The following is a 26,219-nucleotide window of genomic DNA, read 5'->3' as shown; positions in this document are numbered from 1 at the left end:
GACCACGGCGTGGCCGTCTCATTGGAGGAGCGAGGACGGCATGTACGATTTCATCATCATCGGCGGTGGCATTTTGGGCATGTCCACCGCCATGCAGCTCAAGCAGGCCTATCCGGATCGCCGCATGCTGCTGGTGGAAAAGGAGCGCGAGGCGGCGCGCCATCAGACCGGCCACAACAGTGGGGTGATCCACGCCGGTGTCTATTACACACCGGGCAGCCATAAGGCGCGCTTCTGCCTGGAGGGCAATCGGGCCACCAAGGCTTTCTGCGAGGCCCAAGACATCCCCTACGACAGCTGCGGCAAGCTGCTGGTCGCCACCAATGACCTCGAGATGCAGCGCATGAAGGCGCTATGGGAGCGCACCGAAGCCAACGGCCTCGAGCGTGAGTGGCTGGGGCCGGACGCATTGCGTGAGCGAGAGCCGAACATCACCGGCGTGGGTGGCATCTTTGTTCCGTCCAGCGGCATCGTCGACTACGCGGCGGTGACCCGGGCCATGGCCGCCGACTTTGAGCGGCAGGGCGGCGAGATCCGCTACGATACCGAGGTCACCGCCCTGGAGGAGCGACGCCAGGAGGTGGTGGTCTCCACCACGACCGGCGAGGTCTCCGGCCGTTATCTCGTGACCTGCTCGGGACTGATGGCCGACCGGGTAGTGCGCATGCTGGGTCAGGATCCCGGCTTCACCATCTGCCCCTTCCGCGGCGAGTATTATCGATTGCCCGAGCGGCACAACGACATCGTCAATCACCTGATCTACCCGATTCCGGATCCCTCCATGCCCTTCCTGGGCGTGCACCTGACGCGGATGATCGACGGCTCGGTCACCGTGGGCCCCAATGCGGTGCTGGCCTTTAAGCGCGAGGGCTATCGCCGGCGCGACGTCTCGCCGCGGGACCTGGCGCAGATGTTCACCAACCCCGGCATCCTCAAGGTGCTGGGCAAGAACCTGCGCCCGGGCCTCACGGAGATGAAGAACTCCCTGCACAAGCGGGGCTACCTCGAGCTGGTGCGCAAATACTGTCCGAGCCTGACGTTGGAGGATCTGGAGCCCTATCCGGCAGGGGTTCGCGCCCAGGCGGTATCCCGCGACGGCAAGCTGGTGGACGACTTCCTGTTCGTCAACACGCCACGCACCGTCAACGTCGGCAATGCCCCGTCGCCGGCGGCGACCTCGGCGCTCCCCATCGGCGCCCATATCGTCGAGAAGGTGAAGGCGCTGGTCGAGGCCTGAGGTCAGGGTTCACTACATGTGAATTGCCGAACGGCCAGGTGAACGTAGAAATCGGGATATTGGGCTCTCACGCAGCAGCCGTGCTAGCTTGGTCTGGGCGCCATGGAATGCGGGCGCCGAAACAACTCACAACGAACCTGGTTTCAGGACCGGAGGATTGCCATGCGATTTCTCAAGTACGCCGCTGCCGCCACATTGATGGCCACGGCCCCCCTGGCTGCCGCCCAGCAGCTTTCCGTCGCTACCGGCGGTACCGGCGGCACCTACTACCCTCTGGGGGGTGGTCTGGCCGAGATGATCGGCAAGCATATCGAAGGCTACGAGGCCGTGGCCGAGGTCACCGGCGCCTCGGTGGAGAACATGGGGCTGGTGTGGCGCGGTGATTCCGACATGGCGCTGGCCCTGGCCGATACCGTCCACCAGGCCTACAACGGCACCGGCGACTTCGAGGGGCGCCAGCTCGAGAACATCCGCGCCCTGGCGTCCGTCTATCCCAATGCGGTACAGATCGTCACCCTGGCTGATTCCGGTGTCGAGTCGCTCGCCGACCTCGAGGGCAAGACGGTCTCCGTGGGTGCGCCGGGCAGCGGCACCGAGCTCAATGCCCGCGCGGTGCTCGAGGCCAACGGCATCACCTACGACGACATCGATGCACGTCGCCTCAACTTCAACGAGACGGCCGATGCCATCCGCGATGGCGACATTGCCGCCGGCTTCTGGAGCGTGGGGCCGCCCACCAGTTCGATCATGAACCTGGCCACCACCCGCGACATCCGTGTGGTCGGCTTGACCGACGAGGAAGTCGCCAACGCTCGCGAAGAGTCGCCGGTGTTCGCTCGCTACAGCCTGCGTGAGGGCCTCTACGAAGGCATGGACGAAGCCGTGCAGACCATCGGTGTTCCCAACGTGCTGGCAGTAAGCAGTGAAATGGACGAGGAGCTGGCGTATCAGATCACCAAGATGCTCTTCGAGCGGACCGACGAGCTGATCGATATCCATCCTGCGGCCAATGACACCACCGTGGAGTTCAGCATCGAGTCCACGCCGATCGCCTTCCATCCGGGCGCACTGCGTTACTACGAGGAGGTGGGCGCCGAGATCCAGGACCACCAGCGCCCCTGAGGCGATGCGTGACTGGCGCCTGAAAGCAGGGCGGGCCTGGCTGCCCGCCCTGCTGCTGTGTGTAGGCCTTGCGACCGGCGCTCCGATGGCTGCTGACCAGGCGATCGCGGCCGACGAGGCCCGGCTCGAGGTGCTGGACAGCGACGGCGAGACCCTGGTGAACCTGCCGATGCCCGAGGGGGAGGGCTGGTGCCTGGAGTGGAACCACTCGGTCGAGGGGTTCCCGGTGCTGGACTGCTATCGCCATCGGGAGGGTCGCATGGTGCTCGAGCGTAGCCACCTGCCCGACTTCGCCGCGGGGCTCGACCATATCCCCGGGCGCGGTCGCCAGGTCTCCGACGGCGAGGGCGGCTACTGGATCGAGGCGATCGACGAGCCGGTACCCGGCAACGCCTACCGGCTTCGGGTGGGTGCCATGCGCGTCGACCACCGCCTGGTGGTGGACGGCGAGCGCATCAGCCTGAGTCGCCTGGCCGAGAACCGGCGGGTGACGATCCGTCTGGCCCTGCCCGCGGCCTCCGACTGAACGACAACCCTGCGAGAGAACCACGATGAGCGATTCGGGTAACTCCCCCATCATTCCCGGTAGCCAGGCGAACCATTCCCGTCCGGTGCTCTGGCTGATCACCCTGGTGGCGGTGGGACTCTCACTGTTCCAGCTCTATTCGGCCGGCATCCAGCCGCTGGGCCTCTTCTACCAGCGCAGCATCCACCTGATGCTGATCATGATGCTGGCCTTCCTGATGTTCCCGTTGCCAGGGGCAAAGCATGATCGCGGGCCCATCACCGGGCTGTTCGATACGCTCTTTCTCCTCGGGGCGCTGGTCACCGGCGGTTACCTGGTGCTCTTCCTCGACGAGATCATCAACCGCGCCGGTTTCTGGAGCCAGACCGATATCGTGATCGGCTGTATCGCCACGGTCACCGTGCTCGAGGCGGCACGCCGGGCGGTGGGTCTGGGCATGACCCTCATCGGCGTGGTCGCCATCCTCTACGCCCTCGCCGGACCCCGCGGCGAGCTGCCGTGGCTGGGCCAGTTCCTGCCTGGCATCCTCGAGCACCGCGGCTACAACCTGGACCGTCTGGTGGGTCAGCTCTACCTGGGCCAGGAGGGCATCTTCGGCCTGCCCATGGGTGTAGCGGCCACCTATATCTTCATCTTCGTGCTGTTCGGGGCCTTCCTGGAGATCACCGGGGCCGGCAAGTTCTTCATCGACCTGGCCTATGCCGCCACCGGCCGCCAGCGCGGTGGCCCGGCCAAGGCGGCGGTCATCGCCTCCGCCGGCATGGGCTCGATCTCCGGCAGCGCTATCGCCAACGTGGTGACCACCGGGGCCTTTACCATTCCGCTGATGAAGCGCCTGGGCTACAAGCCCCACCAGGCCGGCGGCATCGAGGCGGCGGCGTCCACCGGCGGGCAGATCATGCCGCCGCTGATGGGGGCGGGGGCCTTCTTGATCGCCGAATACACCCGGATGCCCTACCTCGAGGTGGTCAAGGTGAGCATCTTGCCGGCGATCATGTACTTCGCCACCGTCTATCTCCTCGTGCACATTATCGCCCTCAAGCAGGGCATGCAGGGCCTGGCGCGCTCCGAGCTGCCGCAGATTCGCGACGTGATGGGGGCCGGTTGGCATTTCCTGCTGCCATTGGCGGTGCTGATCTGGCTGCTGGTGATGAACATGTCGCCGATGCGAGTGGGCTATTACGCCATCCTCACCATTCTGGCCGTGGCAGTGCTGCGTTTCGCGGTGTGGTTCCTGTTCGTCGCGCCGCGTGAGGGGCAGAAGGTGACCGCGGAGACGCTTGTCGAGGCGCTGAAGGCCGGGCTGATCAAGCTGGTCGGTGGCCTTGAGCTGGGTGCGCGCAATGCCGTGGCCGTCTCCATGGCCTGTGCCGTGGCCGGCATCATCGTCGGTGTAGTGGGCCTGACCGGACTGGGGCTCAAGTTCTCCTCCATGATGATGGCCTTCTCTGGCGGCAACCTGCTGCTGGCGCTGGTGATGGTGCTGCTGGCCAGTCTGGTGCTGGGCATGGGGTTGCCGGTCACCGCCAGCTACATCGTGCTGATCGTGCTGGTGGGGCCGGCGCTGACCGCCGAATTCGGCGTTCCGCTGCTGATCGCTCACCTGGTGGTGTTCTGGTACTCCCAGGACTCCAACGTCACGCCGCCCATTGCCCTGGCCGGTTTCGCCGGCGCGGCGATTGCCGGTGCCAAGCCAATGGATACCGGCTTCCAGGCCTGGAAGTTCGCCAAGGGCCTCTACCTGATCCCGCTGTTCATGGTCTACAACCCGGAAATCATCATGGGTGGGTCGGTGCCGGTGCTGGTATGGACCGCCTTCATCGGCTTCCTGGCCCTGGCAGCATTCGCCGCATCCCTGGAAGGCTTTCTCTTTACCTGGATGTCCTGGCCGGTGCGCGTGGTACTGCTGCCGGCAATTGCCGCAGCCTTCTACCCCGACCTGATGGTGGAAGTGGCCGGGGTGGTGGTGATGGTGCTGGCGCTGGCCGGCAACTGGCTGGCCAGCCGGCGGGAATAAAAGAAGGGCGGCCCGGGGAGGGCCGCCGCTGATCGCTGAGTGCTCGGTTCAGAGAGGGGTGAGGTACTGGGCGAGATTCACTGGGCCGAGGAAGACTCGACTTGCGCGTCCGCTTCCATGTTCGTGTCTTCCGAGTCGCCGGCCGACGCCGTTTCGTCGGCCGCCTGGTCGGTGGTCTCCGCGGTCTCTTCGGCCTCCTGCTCGTTGAAGTTCATGGCCTCGTTCACTGCCTTCTGAGTGCCTTCCATGAGCTCACCGGCCGTCCTCTGGGTGGCCTCCACGGCGTCGTCGACCATCTCTTTGGCCGTTTCCATGGCGTCACCCGTTTCGCTGGCTGCCTCTTCGGCTGCCGCGTCGGCGGCGGCCGCGGCTTCGGCGGTTTTCTCGGCAATCGCCTCACCGGCCGACTCCATTGTATCGGCCGTCTCGCTGGCCGCATCCCCGGCGGCCTCGCCAGTGGCGTCGGTAGCTTCTTCGGCCGTCTGCTCTGCAGACTCGGTGTCCTGCTGGACCTTCTGCTCGGTCGGTTCTTCCTGCTGTGTGGACTGGTCGCTCGTTTCGCTGTCGGAGTCGCAGCCAACGAGCAGCAGTGATCCGGCAAGTGCCGTGGTAAAGATGATGGAACGCTTCATGGTCATTCTCCTTGGTGGCTTCCAGGAGGGCTTTTCCTTGCTGCCCTTTCCCCCGACTTTAGCAAGCAATGACGTATCTAGCATGCGGACGGGTATCTTCCTGCAATAGCCCCAGGGGGGAAAGGTCGAAACTACTGTCCGAGTGGTCAAGATGACGGTGCAGGCCCGTACCGCTAGAATGTTCGGCTTTCCCTTCTCCACTCTTTACCGTACTGAGGCAGTTGCCGAGGAGCAGGCCATGCAGTCAGATACACAGGCGCCGAAGGTTGGCGTGATCATGGGGTCGAAGTCCGACTGGCCGGTCATGGAGCATGCCGTGTCGATGCTCGAACGCCTGGGCGTGCCTTGCGAGACCCGGGTGGTCTCAGCCCACCGCACCCCGGACCTGCTCTTCGACTATGCCAAGTGCGCGGCCGGGCGGGGCCTTTCGGTGATCATCGCCGGTGCCGGTGGTGCGGCCCACCTGCCGGGAATGGTGGCCTCCCAGACGGCGCTGCCGGTGCTCGGCGTGCCGGTGGAGTCCAAGGCGCTCAAGGGCCTGGATTCGCTGCTCTCCATCGTGCAGATGCCCGGCGGCATCGCCGTGGGAACGCTCGCCATCGGCAAGGCCGGCGCTACCAATGCGGGGCTGATGGCCGCCCAGATCGTCGGACTCCAGGACGCCACGGTGCAGGCCGCCGTGGAGGCCTTCCGCGCCGAGCAGACTCGTACGGTGCTCGACAATCCCGATCCGCGTCCCGCTACCGAGTGACAGGAGAGACGACATGAACATCGGCGTTCTGGGAGCTGGCCAACTCGGCCGCATGCTGGCCCTTGCCGGCTATCCGCTGGCCAACCGCTTCACCTTCCTCGACACCACTGGGCACCCCAGCGCCGGTATCGGCGATGTGATGATAGATACCGACAGGAAACACCTCGACGCCTTCCTGGAGAAGGTCGACCTGGTGACCTACGAGTTCGAGCACCTGCCGGTTTCGCTGGTCCAGGCCATCGAGGAGGTCAAGCCGGTATTCCCGTCCAGCGAGGCGATCCGCATCTGCCAGAACCGCGCCGAGGAGAAGGCGCTGTTCGACCGCCTGAGCATTCCCACCCCCGCCTATCGCCTGGTCGAACACGCCGACGAGCTGGAGGCTGCGGCCCGCGAGCTGGGTTGCCCGGTGGTGGCCAAGTCGGTCACCGAAGGCTACGACGGCAAGGGCCAGGCGGTACTCAAGGACCCGAGCGAGGCTCACGAGGCCTGGTGCGCTATCAACCATCCACGACTGGTCGTGGAGGCCTTCGTCGATTTCGTGCGCGAGGTGTCGATCATCGCCGTGCGGGGTCGCGACGGCGAGGTGGTCTTCTATCCCATGGCCGAGAACCAGCACGAGGACGGCATCCTGCGCTACTCCATCGCCCCCATGCCGGACCTCGACCCGCGGGTTCAGCAGGTCGCCGATGGCTACATTCGTACGCTGCTCGATGAACTCGACTATGTGGGCGTGCTGACCCTGGAGCTGTTCCAGACCCGTGACGGGGCCCTGCTGGCCAACGAGATGGCGCCCCGGGTACACAACTCCGGCCACTGGTCGATCGACGGCGCGGTGACCAGCCAGTTCGAGAACCACCTGCGTGCCATCCAGGGGCTGCCGCTGGGCGATACCTCGGCGCGCATGCCGACCTGCATGGTCAACGTGATCGGCCGGGAGGGCGAAATGGCCGAGATCCTGGCCCTGCCGGATTCCCACCTGCATCGCTATGACAAGAGCGAGCGCCCCGGGCGCAAGCTGGCCCACGTCAATCTGCTGGCGCCCACCCATGAGGCGCTGCTAGAGCGGGTGCGCGCCTGCGCGGCCCTCTTGCCGGATGCTCCCGCCCCGCAGTTCAGTTTCGCGTAAGCGTTCCCCGGCAAGACAAGGGCCCCTCCGAAGCGGGGCCCTTTCCTTTACGTGCGAGTCGGCCGGGGTGTCAGTCTCCCTTGCGCTGGCTCAGGATCCCTAGCGCCCCCAGGGCGATACCGATGATCACCATGATGGCGACGGCCCAGAGGGGGCTGTAGAAGGTGGTGTAGACCTCCCAGCCCATCAAGCCGAGGACATCCGAGAAGGCCGTGGCGGCGCCCGCGAGATGGCCCCCCAGGGTGCCGGCGGAGGCGAACATCAGACCCCCGGTCAGGGCCAGGATCACCAATGCCCAGCGACGATTGCCCTCGAAGGCCGCATCGCCGGCTTTCCATACCAGCACGGTGATCATGGTGAAGATGCCCAGGGACCAGAAGGACATCAGGATATGGTTACGCGTCAGCGGACTGGCCAGGTTGGCCTCCATGGGCCAGACCAGAAACCCGACGATGATGGCGACTAGCCCGCCGAGCAGGCTGAGTACCAGCACCGGGAGCAGGGCGGCGCGACTGATCTCGGCCAATCGACCGGAGAGGAAGGCGCCGACCAGGATCATCAGGGTGGCGAGTGCCCAGAAGCCCACCGGGAAGTGGGAGAGCATGGCGTGAGTGCCGTTCATGAGCGATCTCCTTGGCGAGTGGAACGGAAGCTGGGCAGCAGGGCGAGGGTCGTGCCGAGCATGGCGATCAGGCCCGCGATCAGGGTCATCCACCAATGCGAGGTGATGGCCTCCCTGAACTCCATCTCCACCCCGTAGAGTGCCAGTTGCTTCTCGCTGTGGCGGGGCCTGACCGGCTTGTTCTCGGCGATATCCTCGGCGCCGGCATGGGCGCGGCTGATCAGCGTCGGCCAGTCCACTTGCCCGGGATAGAAGAGCGTCATCTCGAACCAGTCATCACTCCAGTCGGGGGATCTGCCATTGAACGCCTCGGCCTGGAAGTCGGCATCACGCCCCAGTCCTACCGTGTAGGGATGGGAAACATAGTGCCAGCGACTGCCGGTGGCGTTGCGATAGACACCGATACCGACGTCGTAGATGCCTTGCTCGTGGAAGGCCTTGTCGTCCAGCGGATTGCCGGTATCCATGTCACGCACCAGGGTCACGTCCCAGTAACCGTCCTCCCAACGAGCCTGACCATGGACCGAGATGCTGCCCCTGGAACCCTGGAGCTCACGAAGCAGGCGGCGAGGGATAACGTCGCCGTTCTGCCAGTCGTGGTCGGGATCGAAGTCGGTGCGGTTGTCTTCCGAGAGGTAGTAGATACCATCGAAGTCGACCTCGCCGGATTCCACATCCTCCCAGCGCAGGGCCCGCTGGCCCGTTTCTTCTGGGTCGAGCATCCAGCGCGGCTGGTCATTGTCGCCATCCCAGTTGGTGGTATAGGGGCCCGAGCCTTCATCGCTGTTGCGGTATTCGCCTATCCACTGGTCGTCGGAGGCGCCGATGGGGTTGGAGCGCCCGGCGCGCCAGTGCCAGAGGTCGAGGAAGTAGCCGGCTTCACGCTGGGTTTCCAGCACATCGGCGTCGACCACGCTGCGCCAGTCGTTCTGGTCCGACCGGGTGGCCGGCAGATACTTGCGGACATCGCTCTTTCCCATTTCCTGGCCGAGATGAGGGTGCTCCGAGACCTCGGCAGGGCTCGCCGAGTCGCTGAAGAAGCGCATTCGGTCACCCACGGTAATATAGCCACCATAGCGGCCGAAGTCGGGCACGCCACCGTCGTCGACCAGCATGGCGACCCGATCCTCGTAGGTGCCATCGGGGTCAGGCCAAGGACTCGAGCTGCCGTGGCGGATCCATTCACCATCCTCGTAGCGCAGCATGTCGTGATAGACATGCGGCTGTTCCGCCGGCCAGCGGTAGCGGAAGAAGATCTGCCGGCCATTGTGGGCAGCCTGTACCTGCAGCGGCATGGTCAGCTCTTCGGGAATATAGATGTTGCGCTCGAGATCGTTTTCGATCACCCCGGTGCCTTGCGTGACCCAGGCCAGTCCTAGGGCTATCGGCACCCCGAAGGCCAACCAGGGGATGGCGCTCTTGTCTTGTTGTGCCATGTGACCTCCTGAAACACAAAATAAAATAATGTAACGCATTTTCAGTATGGACCCTGGCCGGCTTCTTGAGATGACATAAATCAAGTTGGGTGCGACAAGGCGTCACAACCGTTGGTTGCGGGGCTCGATGGCCTCCGTCCCCCGGGGCGATGGCTTGCGTCTCCATGCTAGGCTGGTGGCTCGCTACTTGACTTGCTCATGACCGACGAGGAACGAAAAGGTGACTCTGCCCGACACACTCTCCTGGTTGCCTATCGACCCGACCTTTTCCTCGGTCAGCCTGATACTGCTGGGCGTGATCCTGTCCACGAGCATAATGGCCGACGCGGTGGCCAGCCGAACCCGCCTGCCGCGTATCTCGCTGCTGGTTCTGGTGGGTGTCGGGGTGGCGGTTGTTCAGCAGTTGGGCCTGGATCAGCCCGGTGGCCGGCCGCTCGACGGCCTGGCCGAGCCGCTGATCCAGGTGGCCCTGGTGATGGTGGCCTTCCTGCTCGGTGGCGAACTGACCCTGGAACGCCTGCGCCTGACCGGCCCGCTGATCCTGATCGTCTCGATCTCGGTGATCGGTGTGGGTGCACTGGCGGTGGGCGTCGGTCTGCTGGCATTGGGGTTCCCGATAGTGGTGGCGGTCTCACTGGCGGCCATCTCCGTAGCGACCGATCCTGCAGCCGTGCAGCAGACGGTGCGTGCCAGTGGTGATACCCGATTGAGGGCTCGCCTGCTGCTGGGTATCGTCGCCATCGACGACGGCTGGGGGATCCTGGCCTTCGGGTTTGCCATGGCCGTGTTGGGGTGGATGCTGTCTGGTGATGGTGAACTGGCGCTGATCGAGGCGGCCTGGGAACTGGGGGGTGCCCTGTTGCTGGGGATAGGGATCGGATTGCCCGCGGCCTGGTTGACGGGACGCCTGGCGCCGGGCGAGCCGACCCAGGTGGAAGCCCTGGCGCTGATCCTCTTGCTGGCCGGGATCTCCTCCTGGCTCGGGGTTTCGTCCCTGCTGGCGGCGATGGTCACCGGTGCCCTGGTGGCCAATCTTTCCAGCCACCACACGCGTTCGTTCAATGAAATCGAGCTGATCGAGTGGCCCTTCCTGGTATTCTTCTTCGTGTTGTCGGGGGCCAGCATCGATCTCTACCGCTTTGGCGATGCCTTCGGCCTGACACTTGCCTACATCCTGCTGCGCCTGGCGGGGCGCTACCTGGGCGGCCTGCTCGGTGTGCATCTGGCTCGGAAACGTCAGGCCGAGCTGCCCGGGAGCCTCGGTTTGGCGCTGACCCCCCAGGCCGGGGTCGCGATGGGCATGGCGCTGCTCGCCGCCGAACGCTTTCCCGAGCACGGCCCCATGCTGCTGTCGGCGGTTGTGGCTTCGACCGTGATCTTCGAGATCCTCGGTCCGCTGCTGGTCAAGCGGGTGCTCCGCTGATGGACCCTCCCAGGCTGCGACGTGGCGGTGGGATGACATGATGGTGGGCATCGAGAGAAAGGCGAGATGACAGGGAGAGGGCAAGGCATGGTGATCGGACTGCTGCAGTGTGATGACGTGGCGCTGGAGCTACGTGAGACCCACGGCAACTATCCCGAAATGTTCGAGGTGTTATTCCATCGCGTGGACCCGACCCTGGAGTTTCGCGTCTGGCGCTGCCTCGACGGTGAGATTCCCGAGGATGTCGAGGCAGTAGATGCGTGGCTGACAACGGGAGCGAAGTTCGGGGTCAATGATGACCTGCCCTGGATCGCCGAGCTCGAGGCCTTCGTGCGCGAGCTCTGGGCCGCTGGAAAGCCGCTGGTGGGCATCTGCTTCGGTCACCAGCTGATGGCGAAGGCCTTGGGCGGCGAGGTGGCGAAGAGCCGCAAGGGCTGGGGCGTGGGGCTGTCATTCAACCGGGTCACCGATCGGGCCGACTGGATGGACCCCTGGCAGCCGAAACTCCAGCTGGTGGTGAGTCACCAGGACCAGGTGGAGCGGCTGCCGAAGGGAGCCCGGGTGCTGGGCGGTAGTGCCTTTTGCCCCAGTTACCTGATGCAGCTCGGCGAGCACTTCCTGGGGGTTCAAGGCCACCCCGAGTTCACCAAGGCGTACTCGAGGGACCTGATGGCGCTGCGTGCCGACCTGATCGGGGAGCATCGGGTGCGCCAGGGCGAGGCGTCACTTTCGGCGCCGGCGGACGACACACTGATGGTTCGCTGGATCCTGGCCTTCGTGCATCGGGCCATCGAGATCCGCGAGAACGACCGTCAGGCCTCGTGTTGATGACCGGGCCCGAACGGACGACCGGGCCCTGAGGCCCCGGTCGAATCGGCTGGCACTATATCGTTCGAATCACTCCGTACCGAAGTACTTCTCGTGAATCTCCTCGTAGGTACCGTTGTCCTGCAGCGTCTTCAGGGCCGCATTGAAGGCCTCGGCCAGTTCCTGGTCGCGCTGGCGGAAGGCGATGCCGAAACCTTCACCGAAGTACTTCTTGGGCTCGGTGATTTTCTCGCCGACCAGCTTGTAGTTTCCGGCCTCGCTGTCGATCAGAGTGGACTTGCCGATCGGGAAGTCGAGGAACACCGCGTCGAGGCGGCCGGAGTCCATGTCCAGCACCATGTCGTCGGCGGTGGCGTAGCGATTGACGTCGGCCACGTCGCCGTACATGTCGGTCACGTAGTTGTCCTGCAGGGTCCCGCGCTGCACGCCGAGGGTCATGCCTTCGAGGGTCTCTTCAGACGGCGTACCGATCTCGACGTCGGCAGGGGCGAACCAGGCAGACGGCGGGGTGATGTAGGGGTCGGAGAAAAGCACCTGCTCGCGACGCTGCTCGTTGATGGTCATCGAGGACATGATGGCGTCGTACTTGCGCGCCTGGAGGCCGGGGATGATGCCGTCCCAGCCTTGCACCACCCACTCGCACTGGATGCCGATCTCGGCACACAGGGCGTTGCCCAGATCGATGTCGAAGCCGGTCAGCTCGCCGTCGGGGGTGCGGTATTCCATGGGCTCATAGGGCACGTCGACGCCGATGCGGATGTCGCGTACCTCGGCATTGGCGCTGCCGGCGACCAGGACGGCGCTGAACACGCCGAGACTCAGGATCTTGTGTAGTTTCATGGGGTGTTTTCCCGTGTTGTTGGTAATTTCACCTCGTGGGTGACGACGCGACCACCATAGCGGATGCCGGTGCCCGTCGGAAGGGGGAGTCGGTCGCCTGTCAGCCGCTGGCCGGCTTGAGGTGTGCCAGCAGGCGCCGTTCCAGATAGCGGAACAGGTAGAGGATGGCGAACGTCAAGCAGAGATAGATGGCCGCGACGAAAAGGAAGGCATCGAAGGGCGCGTAGTAGCGCGCATAGACGAAGCGGGCTGCCCCGGTCAGGTCCATGATGGTGACCACGCTGGCGATGGCGCTGGCGTGGAGCATGAAGATCACCTCGTTGCCGTAAGCGGGCAGGGCGCGCCGGAAGGCACTGGGCAGCACGATACGCCGCAGCATCAGCCCCCGGGACATGCCGTAGGCCCTTGCTGCCTCGATCTCCCCGCGGGCCGTGGACTTGATGGCGCCGCGAAAGATCTCGGTGGTGTAGGCCGCAGTGTTGAGGGTGAAGGCGATCAGCGCAGGCACGAAGGGTTTTTCGAGAATCACCCACAGCCAGGTCTCCTGGATGCCGTCGACGAACACCACGCCGTAGTAGATCAGATAGAGCTGGACCAGTAGCGGTGTGCCACGGAACACGTAGCAGTAGAGGAAGATCGGCAGGCTCACCCAGCGGTGTTTTGAGCCGCGGCCGATGGCCAGCGGTACCGCCATGACCAGACCGATGATCAGCGAGAGGAATACCAGCTGCACGGTAGTGACCAGGCCCTCTCCGTAGAAGCCGAGGGTCTGCAGAGTGAAGATGCTGTTGTCGGCGAGCTGGGTATCCAGCCAGTTCATCAGGGCTTCCATCAGTCCGCCTCCCGATAGCCGACGTCATAGCGTTTCTGCAGCCGCGCAAAGCCCCACTCGGAGACCGTGGCAATCATCAGGTAGACGGCGGCGACGATGATCATGAAAGTGAAGGGCTCGCGGGTGGCCTTGGAGGCCTCGGCGGCCACGCGAACCATGTCGGTGAGGCCGATCACCGAGACCAGGGCGGTGGTCTTGAGCAGCACCATCCAGTTGTTGGAGAGCCCCGGAATGGCGTGGCGCATCATCTGCGGGAAACGGATACGCCGAAATACCAGCCAGTGGTTCATGCCGTAGGCACGCCCGGCCTCGATCTGGCCGCTGTCCACCGCCAGGAAGGCGCCACGGAAGGTCTCGCCCATGTAGGCGCCGAAGATCAGCCCGATGGTGATAACGCCGGCGACGAACTCGTTGATGTTGATGAAGATATCCCACCCGAAGCGCTCGTAGAGTTGGTCGGTGACCATGTTGATGCCGATCTGGCCGCCGAAGAACATCAGCATCATCAGTACCAGGTCGGGCACGCCGCGGATGACGGTGGTGTAGACGGTGCCGATGCGATGGGCCAGCCAGTTGCGTGACATCTTGGCGCTGGCGGTCGCGAGGCCCAGCACGATGGCAAGGATCAGCGAAAGCACTGCCAGTTCGATGGTGATCAGGGCCCCTTCCGCGAGACGCGGGCCGTAGCCGTGCAGATCGATCATGGATGTCTCCTCGTCCGGGTCGCCTCAGTGCTTGGGCGCCAGGAACTGCTTGAGTCGTTCGGAGCTCGGGTTGCCCAGGACTTCTTCCGGCGGGCCGGCTTCCTCGACTCGCCCCTGATGCAGATAGATCACCTGGGAGGAGACGTCACGGGCGAAGGACATCTCGTGGGTGACCACGATCATGGTGCGGCCCTCTTCGGCGAGGTCGCGCATCACCTTCAGCACGTCGCCGACAAGTTCCGGGTCCAGCGCCGAGGTAGGCTCATCGAAGAGCATCACCTCCGGATCCATGGCCAGTGCCCGGGCGATGGCGCCACGCTGCTGCTGTCCACCGGACATCTGGGCAGGGTAGTAGTCGGCGTGCTCCCCCAGGCCCACCCGTTCGAGCAGCTGACGGGCATGCGCGATGGCCTCCTTCTTGGGCTTGCCGAGCACATGGATCGGGGCCTCGATGACGTTTTCGAGCAGTGTCATGTGGGCCCAGAGATTGAAGCTCTGGAAGACCATGGATAGCTTGGCGCGCATGCGCACGACCTGCTTCCAGTCGGCCGGTTCGCGGCCGTGCTTCGTCTGCTTGAAGCGGATCTCCTCGCCGTGGACGATCACGTCGCCCTCGTCGGGTTGCTCGAGCAGGTTCATGCAGCGCAGGAAGGTGCTCTTGCCGGAACCTGAGGCGCCGATCAGGGTGATCACATCGCCCTTGTGCGCCTTCAGGGAAAGGCCCTTGAGGACCTCTGCGTCGCCGAAGCGCTTGGTGATATTGCGCACTTCCAGCGGAATCGGGGTATCGGCCATGTAACGGGCTCCAGATCGTGGGCGGTCCGCCGCATCGATGATCGGCCGGCGCGGGCCGGAGATCAAAACCGGGGATCAAAACCGGGAATCAAAACCGGGCATCAAAAAGAGGGCGATTCTAACAGGCCGGAGGATTTCCGGAAGCGGGCCGCGACGGGTCGAGTTTTCTACCTTGGTCCGGGTTGGGGATGGCATGGGGCATGGTGATTCTCCTGGCGATTGTTGTTGTGAGGTGCCGTGGTGAAGGCATCAGTCCGGCGGTGGGCTCGGAACTACCAGCAGCGCCGCCCGGGCACCGACCTCGACCTCGGCGTTGGGAAAGACCACTGACAGCGGGGTTTCGCCGACCCGGGTCTCGCCGGCGACGGCGTCTTCCGCCAGCCGCGTGCCTGGCGAGAACTCGCTGAAGTTGGGCGTATCGTCGGGAAAGCAGAGCCGGAACGCCTCGCTGTGACGCAGGAGCTCATGCTCGGCGCGGAAGAAGGTCATGGCGCGGGGGTCGTCAGTGGCGGGCTCACGGCCTTCTATCAGTGCCTCGAGCAGCCGGCCCATGGGTGCAAGGGGCGCAAGGTCATTGTGGCCGAATGGCAGGGCACGCCCCAGTTCCAGGGTAAAGGTCGCCGCACCATGGTAGTGCTTTGAATAGTGCGAGAAGGTCCAGCTGTGACGGTGCTGGTGAAGCACCGCCTGGATGCCGGCGGCCGCTAGCCAGCACCACTGCTCATGGGGTGTGGGCGCTTCTGCGAAGGGCTCGACCACGAAGCGCGGGTAGCGGCTGTCGCGGATCGCCGTATGCAGGTCGTAGTGAAGGCGGGAGAGGCCTGCATGGCGGGCGTAGAAGGCGTCTACCGCGGCCATCAGCGCCCGGGCCCGGTCGGGCTCGTCACCCGCCTCCGCAAGTTCGCGGCGAAACAGCCGGTTGAGGTTGGTGGCCACATAGCGCTGGCCGCGCCGGATTGCCTCGGGGTTGCCCAGGATCACCAGCAGTGGCGCTCCCAGATGTAGCAGCCCGGCTTCCAGGCGGGCGAGGGCCTCGCCCAGCATCTCCATGGGAGCCGTCTCGTTGCCGTGGACGCCGACTGATAGCACGCAGGCCCTCGCCTCCGTGGCGAGGGTGTGCGGCACGAGTTCGAGAACTCCCGGGGCGGCCATCCGGAAACGTCCGCCCGAGACCCTGCCCTCGGCGGGAGAGGAGGTGCGACCTTCCAGGCCCTGGTCGAGCCACTCAGCCAGCATGGCCGGGACGGGCGTCGGTTGACTCGAAGATGCGATCGGCGCTGGCGGCGACGAAGCCCTGGTAGAGCCGGCCCTCGGCATCCCGATAGCGCCGGGCGAACTCGTAGTAGCAGGTGGGGATCTCTTCGACCCGGCCGCCGGAAAAGGTGAAAGGCATGCGGTCGGCGAGCGTCGAGGCCTGCTCCAGCAGTACCTCGGGGGAGCCCTTGATGCGTCCGCCGGAGGCATTGATGGCCAGTCCCAACGACTCGACCTTGGCCAGCAGCTTCTCCAGGGTGTCGTGGTGGTGCAGGTGGTTGACGCTGATCGTGAAGTGGTTGGCTCGCAGCCCGATGATCGACAGCCAGGCGGCGTATTCGCTCTCCTTCGCGAGGGTGCAGTATTCCCCCCAGGTCGGCGCCTCCCAGAGACGGCCGGACCACATCACCTCGGGCGAGGCGATGTGGGCAGGATCGATCTGCTCCACCAGTTCGTCGATGATCTCCTGGGCAGCAGCCGACAGCTCGCGACACTTCAGCTCCGAGAGGAACACCCTGGGCTGGTCCTCACGCGGCGGCAGGTAGCCCCAGGCACGCAGCTTCTTGGCCTCGAAATCATAGGGCTCCAGCCGGGTGTAGCCGAGCGCCAGCAGATGCGGCTCGAGGTCGGCCAGGCGAATGGGACCGCGGTCGAAGGTGCGGAAGGCCACGTGGTCGTTGACGATGGTCTCGCCATCGGCGACCAGAGCGTCATGGATGCGGCTCGCCTGGGGCGTCATGGCGGTGTAGTCGTCCCAGAGGCGCGAGAAGAACTGCTCGAGGCTCATGTCGGAAGGCATGTGGGCACCTGTTGTCGATGTTGTGGTGGTTGGTGACACCATCCCGTTCGTCGCCGGGGAACTCAAGGACGAGGGTCGGTCAGATGAAAATGGCGGGGTCCGGAGTGAAAATCTCGATCAGCGGCGGGCTATCCGGATTTCACCAGCTGATGTGACCTTTGCACGATGGGGAACATCGCCCTGTGCGGCTAGACTGCCGACGCCGTGTACCAGCCAGGAGAGCATCATGCCCGACCATGCCCGTCACCTCGATGCCCACTACGACGCGCCTGTCGAGTTAGGCGAGCAAAGCCTTACGATGCGGCTGCGGGCGGCCTTCCGCGACGCGGGTCGCGATCCGGACCACCTTGCCCTCGACGAGATCGCCGGCATCGACCAGTTGCATCTGGGGGGACGCAGTGCCAGCCGCTCCCTAGCGGCCCTGGGCCATCTTGCGCCGGGCGCTCGGGTGCTGGACGTCGGGTGCGGCACAGGCGGGGCTAGTCGGCTGATGGCCGCGGAGTTCGGCTGTGAGGTCACCGGTGTGGATATCACCGCCGCCTTCGTCGAGGTCGCCGAGTGGCTGAGTCGCGCGACCGGTCTCGACGACCGCACGCGCTTCCTGTGCGCCGACGCGGCACAGATGCCGCTGCCGGACGGCGCCTTCGATGGAATATGGTGCCAGCATGTGCTGATGAACATGCCGGACATCGCCGCGGTCCTCGCCGAATGGCACCGGCTTCTGGTGCCGGGCGGCACGCTGCTGCTGCACGAGGTGGTGGCCGGGGACAGCCCAGAGCCTCTCGTCCTGCCAGTCCCCTGGGCACGCAGCGTCGAGACCAGTCACCTGCGCTCTCGTCAATCTCTGGAAGCCCTGCTGTCGCAGGGCGGTTTTGCCCCCGTGGCCGTGCAGGACATCAGCGAGTCAGCGCTTGCCTGGCGGCGCAAGCACAGCCGTCGAGAAGGCGAAGGAGAAGCGCGGGGGCCCGCGCTCCCCGGGCCGGCGCTGATCTTCGGCGACGTCTTTGCGGAGATGGGGCGCAATCTGCGTGACAACCTGGCTGCGGACCGGGTCCGGATTCTCGAGGGGGTGTGGCGCAGGGCGTGATGCGGCCCGACAGGCCGCCAACCGGGAGCTCAAGATTGCCCGTTTCCAGGGCCGAGCACGTGGCACGCATCCCCGCCAAGCTGAGTGCCTGATCCTGTTTCGCGACACCCTGCTGCAGGCAAGACCCCTGGCGCCCTCCCTACAGGCAGGCGCCAGGGGTCTTGTCATGTCAGCGCATCCTAATCCCGATTCGGACCGCGGACCAGGTAGCTGAGCGGATGCAGCACCAGCCAGGTGATCAAGGCAACGCCGAGTGCCGCCGCCACCAGCGCCGCCCAGTCGGTGGCCGTGGCCACGAAGGCGAGGCGCGAGGCGGTCAGCATTGGCAGCCACCAAAGGGTCGAGAGCCCCGCCAGCAGGGCGACGATGGCGGCCGGCAGGCAGTGGTAGTCGGCGAATCGGTAGCCGCGCAGGCGGCTCACCAGCTGGGCAACCACCAGCAACGCCAGGATCGCCAGGATCAGCGGCAGGAAGGGCGGAATGGCGTGGGACAGCACCGCAAGGATGCCGGCAAGCGAGAATTGCATGGTGCTTCTCCTTAAACGCGGCCTTCGAGCATGGCGTAGTAGGCGGGCTGCAGCAGGTAGTCCTTGAGCACCCAGGCCGCCCAGGACTCCTCCTTCGGGTCGATGAAGGAGAAGGAGGGCAGGAAAGCCATGTCGTTGTCGTAGCCGAACTCCACCAGCATGGCCTTGCCGATATCGGTGATCAGCGGGCAGGAGGTGTAGCCGTTGTGGCGTGCGGGCAGCGCCTGGCCCTGCAGATGGGCGATCAGGTTGGCCTCTACTACCGGTGCCTGGGCCTTGACGCTGGCCGCTGTCTTGTTGATCGGTGCGCCGATCACGTCGCCGATACCGAAGACCTCCGGATAGTGATTGTGCTGCAGGGTATGAATGTCGGTGTCCAGCCATTCGCCGCGGAAGGGACCCACACGGGCGATCAGGTCGCTTTCCCGGATGAAGTCCGGGGCGCTCATCGGTGGCACCACGTGGATGAAGTCGTAGTCGATCACTTCGGTCATCTCGCCCTCGCGACCGAACTCTTCCTGGCGGAGCTCATGGTGCGAGGTGAATTCGCTGGCGGGACCGACGAAGGTGAACTGCGCCTGACGGGCGCCCGGGTCGATGGCGGAGAGGCGATAGTAGTGCCGACGCTGGATTCCTTCGTCGTCGAAACGACGCTTGAGGAAGTCATTGATCCAGGGCTGGCTGAACATGGCCGTGCCGGGCGTCAGGTACTCGAGCTCGAAGGCATCGCGTCGACCGGCGTCCTTGATGCGTGACAGGGTGGTGAAGGTCATCTTGAGCGGTGCGCCGGCGCACTTCACCGGCGTGGGTGCTGCAGTGAACAGCCCCTTGCCGCCGCCCTTGGCGAGCCACTCGTCGATGGCGTTGCGGGTGCGGGTAGCGCCCTCGAGGCTGGCATAGACGCTGCCGATGCCGTGGCTGCCGATCAGGTGATAGTTGAGCTGCAGCCCGGTGGCGACCACCAGGTAGTCGTACTCGGCGATACTGCCGTCGGCCAGGGAGACCCGGCGCTGCTCGGCATCGACGCCGACGGCGGGCTGGCGGATCCAGTCGATGCCGCGGGGCATGAAGTCGGCATTGGGTCGCAGGGTCCTGTCGGGCTGCCAGACGCCGGAGGCGACCAGGGTCCAGCCCGGCTGGTAGTGGTGGGTCTCGCGGGGTTCCACCACGGTAATACGAGCGCCGGAGAGGCGCATGGCCAGGCGATTGGCCATGGCCATGCCGGCGGCACCGCCGCCGAGGATGACGATACGGGCACGCGTCGAGACGGTGCTGGCCTTGAGGCCGACCAGGGGCACCAGGCCGGCCGCGCCGGCACCAAGCCCTAGCTTGAGCAGCTGGCGACGGTCCAGGCGGGGGGATTCGAGGGGGCGTGTCATGTCAGGACTCCTGCACAAGGGGGTGGCAGCCTTGCTAAATCCTTTTGGCTATAAGTTTATAATCTAGACTTAATCCTCTTGTACATCCTCCCTTGGCATGCGGTAGCTTGACGCAAGTCAGGATTCCGACCTCTTTCCAGCATGCGATGATCACCGGCCGGGAGGAGGGGCCCGACGAGGAGATGATCGAGCGCCGTTCTCGGGGGATGCCGGGCGCAGGAACGACGACGGCCACCGCTGGGGCGGTGGCCGTCGTGCATCATGACGGTGGGCTCGGTCAGCCGGCGATGCGCTCGGCGATGGCACGGCCCAGGGCCTCGGTGGTGCCCTGGCCGCCGACATCCGGCGTCAGCACCGCCTTGTCACCCTCGGCGAGCACCGCCTCAAAGGCATCGACGATGGCCTGGCCGGCCGCCGGGTGGCCCAGGTGCTCGAGCATCATGGCGGCGGTGTTGAAGGCGTTAAGTGTTGAAGGCGTTGAGGTCACTCTCAAGCGCGTGCCCGAGACCATGCATGCAGATGCCTTTGCCAAGGCCGGTGGTCAGTCCTTCGATACCACCGAGGCGAGCCCCGACGAACTGGCCGATTATGATGCCGTCCTTTTCGGCAGCCCGACCCGCTTCGGCAACATGTCCGCCCAGATGCGTACCTTCCTCGATCAGACCGGCGGCCTAGGGGCGAATGGCAAGCTGCGTGGCAAGGTGGCCAGCGTCTTCACCTCATCATGCCCCCTTTCAACCACACCGGCTTCCTTAGCCTGCAGGTGAATACGCTGAACGCCTGAAACGGACCCACGGCTATCGCAGAGGCGTGCTGGAGTTGATCCTGATCAATGAATGCCCAGTTTTGCGATTCTTGATCTTCGCCCAACCTGAATCAATGTCCTGCGTGGGCGTCTAATGGCTACTTCACAGGTGGAGCGCACGAGGCTCGACAACACGGGGGTGCACAACAATGTCGAATAGGTTGTTTCAAAGCCCGATCCGCTGCTGTCTACCGGAAGAGGAATTCTTCCTGGTCTGGGATCACGAGATAGAGGAGATGCACCGTTACCGTGGGTTCGCCCTATGCTTCCTGCCCAACCACCCTTCCATCAGTCGGCTGATGGTTGCCCTCGGCATCGAGTGTGAAGAGCGGCTCGAAAGCCTGGTGGCGTCGGCCGAGGATCTGGGTCTGGGCGAGAAACTCAGGAACCGCAGTATCAGCCCGGAATTGCAGGCGGAACTGCGTCGCCAGCATTTCTTCGTGGTGGACGACGACATCGCGCGGTTGACCCTGGCTCAAGTGTTGGTTGCGGCCTGCAACTCTTGGCAGTTCTATCGCCTGATGCTGGATTCCTGCAGTACCCACGAACTCTGTGTCATCCTCAGGAAATTCGTCCTGCAGAAGGACAACGCCTATCGGGTCCTCGAAGAGGTTCAGGAGTCTCTGGGTTAGGCTTGTCACCGGCTTGGGCGTCAGTGCGTACTCCGTGCCATCGAGACCCAGCCGCGCAGGCTTGAAGAGTACGAAAAAGAGAGGATGAAGGAACCCAGGAGGATCGAGCATGAACAGCGATGTCGACAAGCGAACCGTCAAGGCGATCGGGGAAGCTGCCCTGCCCCTGCATGGCATCGCAGATGACTACGACACCATCGTCGAGGCGGCACGCGGCAAGACTTTTGTCATGATCGGAGAGGCCTCACATGGGACCCGTGAGTTCTATCGCATCCGCGCCGAGATCACCCGTCGACTGATAGAGGAGGCCGGTTTCGCGGCGGTGGCGGTGGAGGCCGACTGGCCCGATGCCTTCGCGATCAACCGCTATGTCTGGAATCTCTCCAACGGCGGTACGGCCGAGGATGCCCTGGCCGCATTCCAGCGATTCCCCCTGTGGATGTGGGCCAATACCGAGGTGCGTGACTTCATCCGCTGGCTGGCCGACTTCAATCACGAGACCAGAGGCTCGAAGCAGGGTAGCCGGCCGGTGGGGTTCTACGGGATCGACCTCTACAGCCTCGCCAATTCGGCCCACGCGGTGATTGACTACCTCGAGAGACATGATCCCTCTGCTGCCAAGCGGGCGCGCCAGCGCTATGCATGTCTCGACAATTTTCTCGAAGAACCCCATCGCTACGGCCAGTCGGTAGAGTTCGGCCTGACTTCTTCCTGCGAGCAGGCGATCATCGAGCAGCTACTCGACCTGCAGCACGAGATCCTGCCGCGGTTGAGCGCCTCGGACGCCCTCTCGGAAGAGCAGCATTTCTTCATCGAGCAGAACGCCAAGGTGGTGCTAAACGCCGAGGAGTACTACCGCCTGATGTTCAGTGGCCGGGTCAGCTCCTGGAACCTGCGCGATGGCCACATGTTCGAGACTCTTGAGGCCCTGCAGTCACACCTTCGCCACCAGTCCGGGAAGCCGGAGGGGATCGTTGTCTGGGCCCACAACTCCCATATCGGCAATGCCGCGGACACCGACATGGGACGCCGGGGAGAGTTCAACATCGGCCAACTTGCCCGGGAGAAATATCCCGAGAGTAGCCTTTTGATCGGCTTCACCACCGCCACGGGGGAGGTCACGGCTGCCACGAACTGGGACGAACCGGGCCAGCGCAAGCGCGTTCGTTCGCCCCTCGACGGTAGCTACGAGGCGTTGTTCCAGTCAGTCCAACACGAACGCTTCCTGCTGGACCTGAGGCAGCGCAATGCGGCCACCGAACTGCTCGACGAGCCGCGCCTGCATCGGGCCATCGGGGTGATCTATCGCCCGGAGACCGAACGTCAGAGCCACTATTTTTACAGCAGGCTGCCGAGGCAGTACGACATGGTGCTGCACCTCGACGAGACCCATGCCCTCGAACCCCTGGCGAATGCCCCGGCGCCGGAGAGGGAACCGCCGGAAACCTATCCCAGCGGACTGTGAAAAATCAGGGGGCTTCCTGATCGGCGATCTGGTCGAGGGTGCGGCCACTGATCACGCTTTCGGGTTCTGTGCGGGTCGGCTTTCGCCGGGCATCGGCGCCCTCGTCGTCCATCTTGATCAGCAGCCAGTTCTTCTCTCCGCCCCCCATTCTGCTGTGGATCAACGCATAGCCACCGCGTAGCTTCCTGCCCTCCAGCCAGACCTTGATCTGGCCCTTCTCCAGCGACTCCTTCATGGACAGGGAATTTCCATCCTCTTCGTTTCTCAGGTTGCGATAGAGTCCGGCATCCCAGACCAGTACGGTGCCTGCCCCGTACCGGTTCGGCGGGATCACCCCCTCGAAATCCGCATAGTCGAGGGGGTGATCCTCCACCCTTACCGCCAGGCGTTTTTCGGCAGGGTCGGTGGATGGTCCCTTGGGTACCGCCCAGGATGTCAGGGTACCGTCGATCTCGAGACGAAAATCGTAGTGCTCGGAAGAGGCGTCGTGATGCTGGATGACGAAGAGGGGATTGTCGTGCTCCCGCCCGCCATGGGAACCCTTGCCTTGCGGCTCGGGTGACTTGCGAAAATCGCGCTTGCTGAGGTAGGGCGCCAGGCCCTTGTCGTTATCGCTCACGATGCTTCCCCTTCAATTTTAACCCTCTGTTGCCGTGACGGGCTTCGGCATCGTCAGCCGGTGATTCGCTTGGCGATGGCACGGCCCAGTGATTCGGTGGTGCCCTGGCCTCCAACATCCGGTGTCAGCACTGCCTTGTTACCCTCGGCGAGCACCGCCTCGAAGGCATCGACGATGGCCTGGCCGGCTTCCGGGTGGCCGAGGTGCTCCAGCATCATGGCGGCGGACCAGATCTGCCCGATGGGGTTGGCGATGCCCTTGCCGAAGATGTCCGGGGCGCTGCCGTGAACCGGTTCGAACAGGCTGGGGAAGGAGCCCTCGGGATTGATGTTGGCGGAGGGAGCCACGCCGATGGTGCCGGTGCAGGCCGGCCCCAGGTCGGAGAGGATGTCGCCGAACAGGTTGCTGGCCACCACCACGTCGAACCAGTCCGGGTGCATGACGAAGTTGGCGGTTAGAATGTCGATATGGAACTTGTCGATACTCACCTCGGGGTAGCTCCCCGACATCGCCTCCACCCGTTCGTCCCACCAGGGCATGGTGATGGCGATGCCGTTGGACTTGGTGGCAGAGGTGAGCTTCTTCCGCGGGCGGCTCTGGGCGAGCTCATAGGCATATCTCAGCACCCGGTCGACCCCGGTGCGGGTCATCACCGTCTCCTGGATCACCACCTCGCGGTCGGTGCCCTCGAACATCTTGCCGCCGACACTGGAGTACTCGCCCTCGGTATTCTCGCGCACCACGTAGAAGTCGATGTCGCCCGGCTTTCGGTCGGCCAGTGGACTCCTTATGCCCGGCAACAGCTTGCAAGGGCGCAGGTTGACGTACTGATCGAAGCGGCGGCGGAACTGAAGCAGCGAGCCCCACAGGGAAACGTGGTCGGGAACCGTCTCCGGCCAGCCCACGGCGCCGTAGAAGATGGCGTCGGCGTCCTTGAGCTGCTCGAACCAGTCGTCGGGCAGCATCTGGCCGTGTTCGAGATAGTAGTCGCAGCTGGCGAAGTCGAAGTGCTCGAGATTCAGGTCGATGCCGAAGCGTGCTGCGGCGGCCTCGAGGGAGCGAAGCCCCTCGGGCATCACTTCCTTGCCGATGCCGTCACCGGGAATGACGGCGATACGATGGGACATGGAACGCCTCCTGAGGGTGCATGGGAGATACATGGGTTGTGCCTGCCATTCTAGCCCCGCACGGAGGAAAGGTGATCCGGGTACCATTCACTTCATTTCATCCCTGCTGGAACGAGAGATGGCCAGCGGCGTGCCTTCCCGGCAGAATGTTGCCACCGTGAGTCGAGGAGCCTTGTGCCAGTGAATGTGCTGATGTTCACCAATACCTATCTGCCCATCGTCGGCGGGGTAAGCGAATCTGTGCAGCGGCTCAAGCGCCAGCTGCTGGCCGCCGGCCACCGGGTGCTGGTGGTGGCGCCGCGCCTGGAGGGACAGCCGCGGGAGGAACACGACGTGGTGCGGGTGGTCGCGGTGCAGCACTTCAACGGCAGCGACTTCTCGCTGCCGGTGCCGATTCCTGGCCAGCTTCAGGAAGCGATCGAGTCCTTCGATCCCGATATCGTCCATGCCCACCACCCCTTCCTGCTCGGCGATACGGCCGCCCGGGCGGCGGAGACCTACGGCCTGCCCCTCGTCTTCACCCATCACACCCTCTACGAGCACTATACCCACTACGTGCCTGGCGACTCGCCGCGCATGCAGCGCTTCGCGATGGCCCTTGCCACCCAGTACACCTGGCTGTGCGATGAAGTGATCGCGCCCAGCGAGAGCATTCTTGGTCTGCTGCTTCGGCGCGAGGCCAATCCCCGCATCAGCGTGGTGCCGAGCGGCGTGGATACCGCGCGGTTCATCAGCGGTGACGGGAAACGCTGGCGCGACCGGCTTGGCATCCCGGGGGACGCCTACGTGATCGGCCACCTGGGGCGCCTGGCGCTGGAGAAGAACCTGGCGTTCCTGGCCGAGGCGGTGGCCGAGGCGCTGGTGGGCGAGCCCCGGGCGCACTTCCTGGTGGTGGGAGAGGGCGAGGCCCGCCGCGACATCCAGGCACTGGCCGAGGCCCGGGGCGTGGCGGGACGCCTGCACTTCACCGGCCGCCTGCAGGGCCAGGCGCTGATCGATGTCTACCACGCCATGGATGTCTTCGCCTTCGCCTCCCACAGCGAGACTCAGGGGATGGTGGTGGCCGAGGCCATGGCGACAGGCCTGCCCGTGGTGGCCATCGATGCACCCGGGGTGCGCGAAGTGGTGGTCGATGGCCGCAACGGTCGACTGCTTGCCGAGGATGACGTCGATGCCATGGCCGAGTCACTGGTTGCCCTTACGGACCCCGATGTCCGCTTGCCGATGTCCGAGGCCGCTCTCGCGACGGCCGCGGACTATGACGAGGCACGCTGTGCCGAGCGATGCCTGGCAGTCTATCGCCGCGCGATTGCCCGGGGCGGCCCCTTCACCCATGCCGATGAGGGAGGCTGGGAGCGGGTACGCTACCGTCTGGGGGCCGAGTGGCAGATGCTCTGCTATCGTGGTCGCCTGTTGCGCCATCTGGTGCAGGAGGAGTGGGAGAAGGAGCGACCCGCCTGGTGGCCCGGCCACCGGGAAGAGGACGAAAGCGAGGTGCCGAGGGAGTAGCTTCGTCGTAGTTTCGGCAGAAGGCCCGGCGGTGCCTTGTGCGTCGAACTCAGCGTCGACCGGGCCACCGTCAACGCCGTCACTTTGCTCAGCATCGCTCTGCTGCTGGATACCTTGCTGCTCTT

26 protein-coding genes and 1 pseudogene are annotated in these 26,219 nt (G+C 64.7%); 13 read left to right on the top strand and 14 right to left on the bottom strand.

All coding sequences use genetic code 11. From position 1 onward, the window contains the following. Positions 1-40: 40 nt before the first annotated feature. The 4 genes from lhgO to U5L98_RS00870 all read left to right on the top strand — a co-directional run bounded on the left by lhgO (position 41) and on the right by U5L98_RS00870 (position 4,902). A complete protein-coding gene (gene lhgO, locus U5L98_RS00885) occupies positions 41-1,237 on the top strand; it encodes an L-2-hydroxyglutarate oxidase (RefSeq protein ID WP_322556465.1) in 1,197 nt (398 codons plus the stop codon). A 162-nt stretch (positions 1,238-1,399) separates the two neighbouring features. Then, a complete protein-coding gene (locus U5L98_RS00880) occupies positions 1,400-2,359 on the top strand; it encodes a TAXI family TRAP transporter solute-binding subunit (protein WP_322556464.1) in 960 nt (319 codons plus the stop codon). A gap of 4 nt (positions 2,360-2,363) precedes the next feature. After that, positions 2,364-2,885, top strand: coding sequence for a DUF1850 domain-containing protein (locus tag U5L98_RS00875; protein WP_416208156.1), 522 nt, complete (start codon positions 2,364-2,366; stop codon positions 2,883-2,885). A gap of 25 nt (positions 2,886-2,910) precedes the next feature. Then, positions 2,911-4,902 (top strand): TRAP transporter permease, encoded by a 1,992-nt coding sequence (locus tag U5L98_RS00870; protein ID WP_322556463.1) that lies wholly within the window; start codon positions 2,911-2,913, stop codon positions 4,900-4,902. A 77-nt stretch (positions 4,903-4,979) separates the two neighbouring features. Here the strand turns inward: U5L98_RS00870 and U5L98_RS00865 are convergent, their stop codons facing one another. After that, complete coding sequence (locus tag U5L98_RS00865) at positions 4,980-5,534, bottom strand: hypothetical protein (RefSeq protein ID WP_322556462.1); 555 nt, start codon at positions 5,532-5,534, stop codon at positions 4,980-4,982. Between the two features lie 238 nt (positions 5,535-5,772). Here U5L98_RS00865 and purE point away from each other — a divergent pair, with 238 nt between their 5' ends. Further along, positions 5,773-6,285: a 5-(carboxyamino)imidazole ribonucleotide mutase gene (gene purE, locus U5L98_RS00860; RefSeq protein ID WP_322556461.1), complete on the top strand. Its 513-nt coding sequence runs from the start codon at positions 5,773-5,775 to the stop codon at positions 6,283-6,285. Between the two features lie 13 nt (positions 6,286-6,298). Beyond that, positions 6,299-7,411 carry a 5-(carboxyamino)imidazole ribonucleotide synthase gene (locus U5L98_RS00855; RefSeq protein ID WP_322556460.1) on the top strand — a complete coding sequence of 371 codons (1,113 nt, stop codon included), beginning with the start codon at positions 6,299-6,301 and terminating at the stop codon, positions 7,409-7,411. Positions 7,412-7,481: 70 nt separating this feature from the next. Here U5L98_RS00855 and U5L98_RS00850 read toward each other — a convergent pair whose 3' ends face one another. Together U5L98_RS00850 and U5L98_RS00845 are read right to left on the bottom strand one after the other, a co-directional pair. Beyond that, entirely contained in the window at positions 7,482-8,033 is a 552-nt protein-coding gene (locus U5L98_RS00850; RefSeq protein WP_322556459.1) for a hypothetical protein, read from the bottom strand. Beyond that, positions 8,030-9,469, bottom strand: coding sequence for an ethylbenzene dehydrogenase-related protein (locus U5L98_RS00845; RefSeq protein ID WP_322556458.1), 1,440 nt, complete (start codon positions 9,467-9,469; stop codon positions 8,030-8,032). The genes U5L98_RS00850 and U5L98_RS00845 overlap by 4 nt, the downstream gene beginning before the upstream one ends. 220 nt (positions 9,470-9,689) lie before the next feature. Between U5L98_RS00845 and U5L98_RS00840 the strand changes: the two genes are divergently transcribed. Next, positions 9,690-10,892, top strand: a complete 1,203-nt coding sequence (locus tag U5L98_RS00840; RefSeq protein ID WP_322556457.1) for a cation:proton antiporter — start codon at positions 9,690-9,692, stop codon at positions 10,890-10,892. Positions 10,893-10,979: 87 nt separating this feature from the next. Then, positions 10,980-11,720 (top strand): glutamine amidotransferase-related protein, encoded by a 741-nt coding sequence (locus tag U5L98_RS00835; RefSeq protein WP_322556456.1) that lies wholly within the window; start codon positions 10,980-10,982, stop codon positions 11,718-11,720. A 69-nt stretch (positions 11,721-11,789) separates the two neighbouring features. Here the strand turns inward: U5L98_RS00835 and U5L98_RS00830 are convergent, their stop codons facing one another. The 6 genes from U5L98_RS00830 to U5L98_RS00805 all read right to left on the bottom strand — a co-directional run bounded on the left by U5L98_RS00830 (position 11,790) and on the right by U5L98_RS00805 (position 16,944). Further along, complete coding sequence (locus U5L98_RS00830; RefSeq protein WP_322556455.1) at positions 11,790-12,560, bottom strand: transporter substrate-binding domain-containing protein; 771 nt, start codon at positions 12,558-12,560, stop codon at positions 11,790-11,792. A 100-nt stretch (positions 12,561-12,660) separates the two neighbouring features. Then, a complete protein-coding gene (locus tag U5L98_RS00825; RefSeq protein WP_322556454.1) occupies positions 12,661-13,392 on the bottom strand; it encodes an ABC transporter permease in 732 nt (243 codons plus the stop codon). Then, positions 13,392-14,096 (bottom strand): ABC transporter permease, encoded by a 705-nt coding sequence (locus U5L98_RS00820; protein ID WP_322556453.1) that lies wholly within the window; start codon positions 14,094-14,096, stop codon positions 13,392-13,394. Before U5L98_RS00820 ends, U5L98_RS00825 begins: the two co-directional genes overlap by 1 nt. Positions 14,097-14,120: 24 nt before the next feature. Next, positions 14,121-14,891 (bottom strand): ABC transporter ATP-binding protein, encoded by a 771-nt coding sequence (locus U5L98_RS00815; protein ID WP_322556452.1) that lies wholly within the window; start codon positions 14,889-14,891, stop codon positions 14,121-14,123. Positions 14,892-15,140: 249 nt separating this feature from the next. Then, positions 15,141-16,127 carry a succinylglutamate desuccinylase gene (locus U5L98_RS00810; protein WP_322556451.1) on the bottom strand — a complete coding sequence of 329 codons (987 nt, stop codon included), beginning with the start codon at positions 16,125-16,127 and terminating at the stop codon, positions 15,141-15,143. After that, on the bottom strand, positions 16,117-16,944 hold the full coding sequence (locus U5L98_RS00805; protein WP_322556450.1) for a DUF1338 domain-containing protein: 828 nt from the start codon (positions 16,942-16,944) through the stop codon (positions 16,117-16,119). Before U5L98_RS00805 ends, U5L98_RS00810 begins: the two co-directional genes overlap by 11 nt. Before the next feature lie 151 nt (positions 16,945-17,095). Here U5L98_RS00805 and U5L98_RS00800 point away from each other — a divergent pair, with 151 nt between their 5' ends. Continuing rightward, entirely contained in the window at positions 17,096-18,031 is a 936-nt protein-coding gene (locus U5L98_RS00800) for a class I SAM-dependent methyltransferase (RefSeq protein WP_322556449.1), read from the top strand. Positions 18,032-18,210: 179 nt separating this feature from the next. Here the strand turns inward: U5L98_RS00800 and U5L98_RS00795 are convergent, their stop codons facing one another. The 3 genes from U5L98_RS00795 to U5L98_RS00785 all read right to left on the bottom strand — a co-directional run bounded on the left by U5L98_RS00795 (position 18,211) and on the right by U5L98_RS00785 (position 20,379). Continuing rightward, positions 18,211-18,558: a hypothetical protein gene (locus U5L98_RS00795; protein WP_322556448.1), complete on the bottom strand. Its 348-nt coding sequence runs from the start codon at positions 18,556-18,558 to the stop codon at positions 18,211-18,213. A gap of 11 nt (positions 18,559-18,569) precedes the next feature. Next, a complete protein-coding gene (locus U5L98_RS00790; RefSeq protein ID WP_322556447.1) occupies positions 18,570-19,937 on the bottom strand; it encodes an FAD/NAD(P)-binding oxidoreductase in 1,368 nt (455 codons plus the stop codon). A gap of 277 nt (positions 19,938-20,214) precedes the next feature. Further along, entirely contained in the window at positions 20,215-20,379 is a 165-nt protein-coding gene (locus U5L98_RS00785) for a hypothetical protein (RefSeq protein ID WP_416208155.1), read from the bottom strand. Here U5L98_RS00785 and U5L98_RS00780 point away from each other — a divergent pair. The 3 genes and pseudogenes from U5L98_RS00780 to U5L98_RS00770 all read left to right on the top strand — a co-directional run. Then, positions 20,378-20,662, top strand: a pseudogene (locus U5L98_RS00780) (NAD(P)H-dependent oxidoreductase); the annotation flags it as partial. The gene U5L98_RS00785 and the pseudogene U5L98_RS00780 sit on opposite strands and share 2 nt — an antisense overlap. A gap of 229 nt (positions 20,663-20,891) precedes the next feature. After that, positions 20,892-21,374 carry a hypothetical protein gene (locus U5L98_RS00775; protein WP_322556446.1) on the top strand — a complete coding sequence of 161 codons (483 nt, stop codon included), beginning with the start codon at positions 20,892-20,894 and terminating at the stop codon, positions 21,372-21,374. A 109-nt stretch (positions 21,375-21,483) separates the two neighbouring features. Next, the gene (locus U5L98_RS00770) at positions 21,484-22,839 is read left to right on the top strand and encodes an erythromycin esterase family protein (protein WP_322556445.1); all 1,356 of its coding nucleotides are present in this window, start codon (positions 21,484-21,486) and stop codon (positions 22,837-22,839) included. Positions 22,840-22,843: 4 nt separating this feature from the next. On the opposite strand, the gene U5L98_RS00765 is transcribed toward U5L98_RS00770, so the two are convergent. Beyond that, positions 22,844-23,458, bottom strand: coding sequence for a DNA polymerase ligase N-terminal domain-containing protein (locus tag U5L98_RS00765; protein WP_322556444.1), 615 nt, complete (start codon positions 23,456-23,458; stop codon positions 22,844-22,846). Positions 23,459-23,511: 53 nt separating this feature from the next. Beyond that, complete coding sequence (locus tag U5L98_RS00760) at positions 23,512-24,585, bottom strand: tartrate dehydrogenase (RefSeq protein WP_322556443.1); 1,074 nt, start codon at positions 24,583-24,585, stop codon at positions 23,512-23,514. Between the two features lie 174 nt (positions 24,586-24,759). Here U5L98_RS00760 and U5L98_RS00755 point away from each other — a divergent pair, with 174 nt between their 5' ends. Then, positions 24,760-26,094, top strand: coding sequence for a glycosyltransferase (locus U5L98_RS00755; protein WP_322556442.1), 1,335 nt, complete (start codon positions 24,760-24,762; stop codon positions 26,092-26,094). Positions 26,095-26,219 lie beyond the last annotated feature (125 nt).

The sequence above is a fragment of the Halomonas sp. genome (assembly GCF_034520545.1).
Taxonomy (GTDB): domain Bacteria; phylum Pseudomonadota; class Gammaproteobacteria; order Pseudomonadales; family Halomonadaceae; genus Halomonas.
The sequence above is the reverse complement of the archived record's forward strand: the minus strand, read 5'-3'. Positions and strand labels throughout refer to the sequence as shown.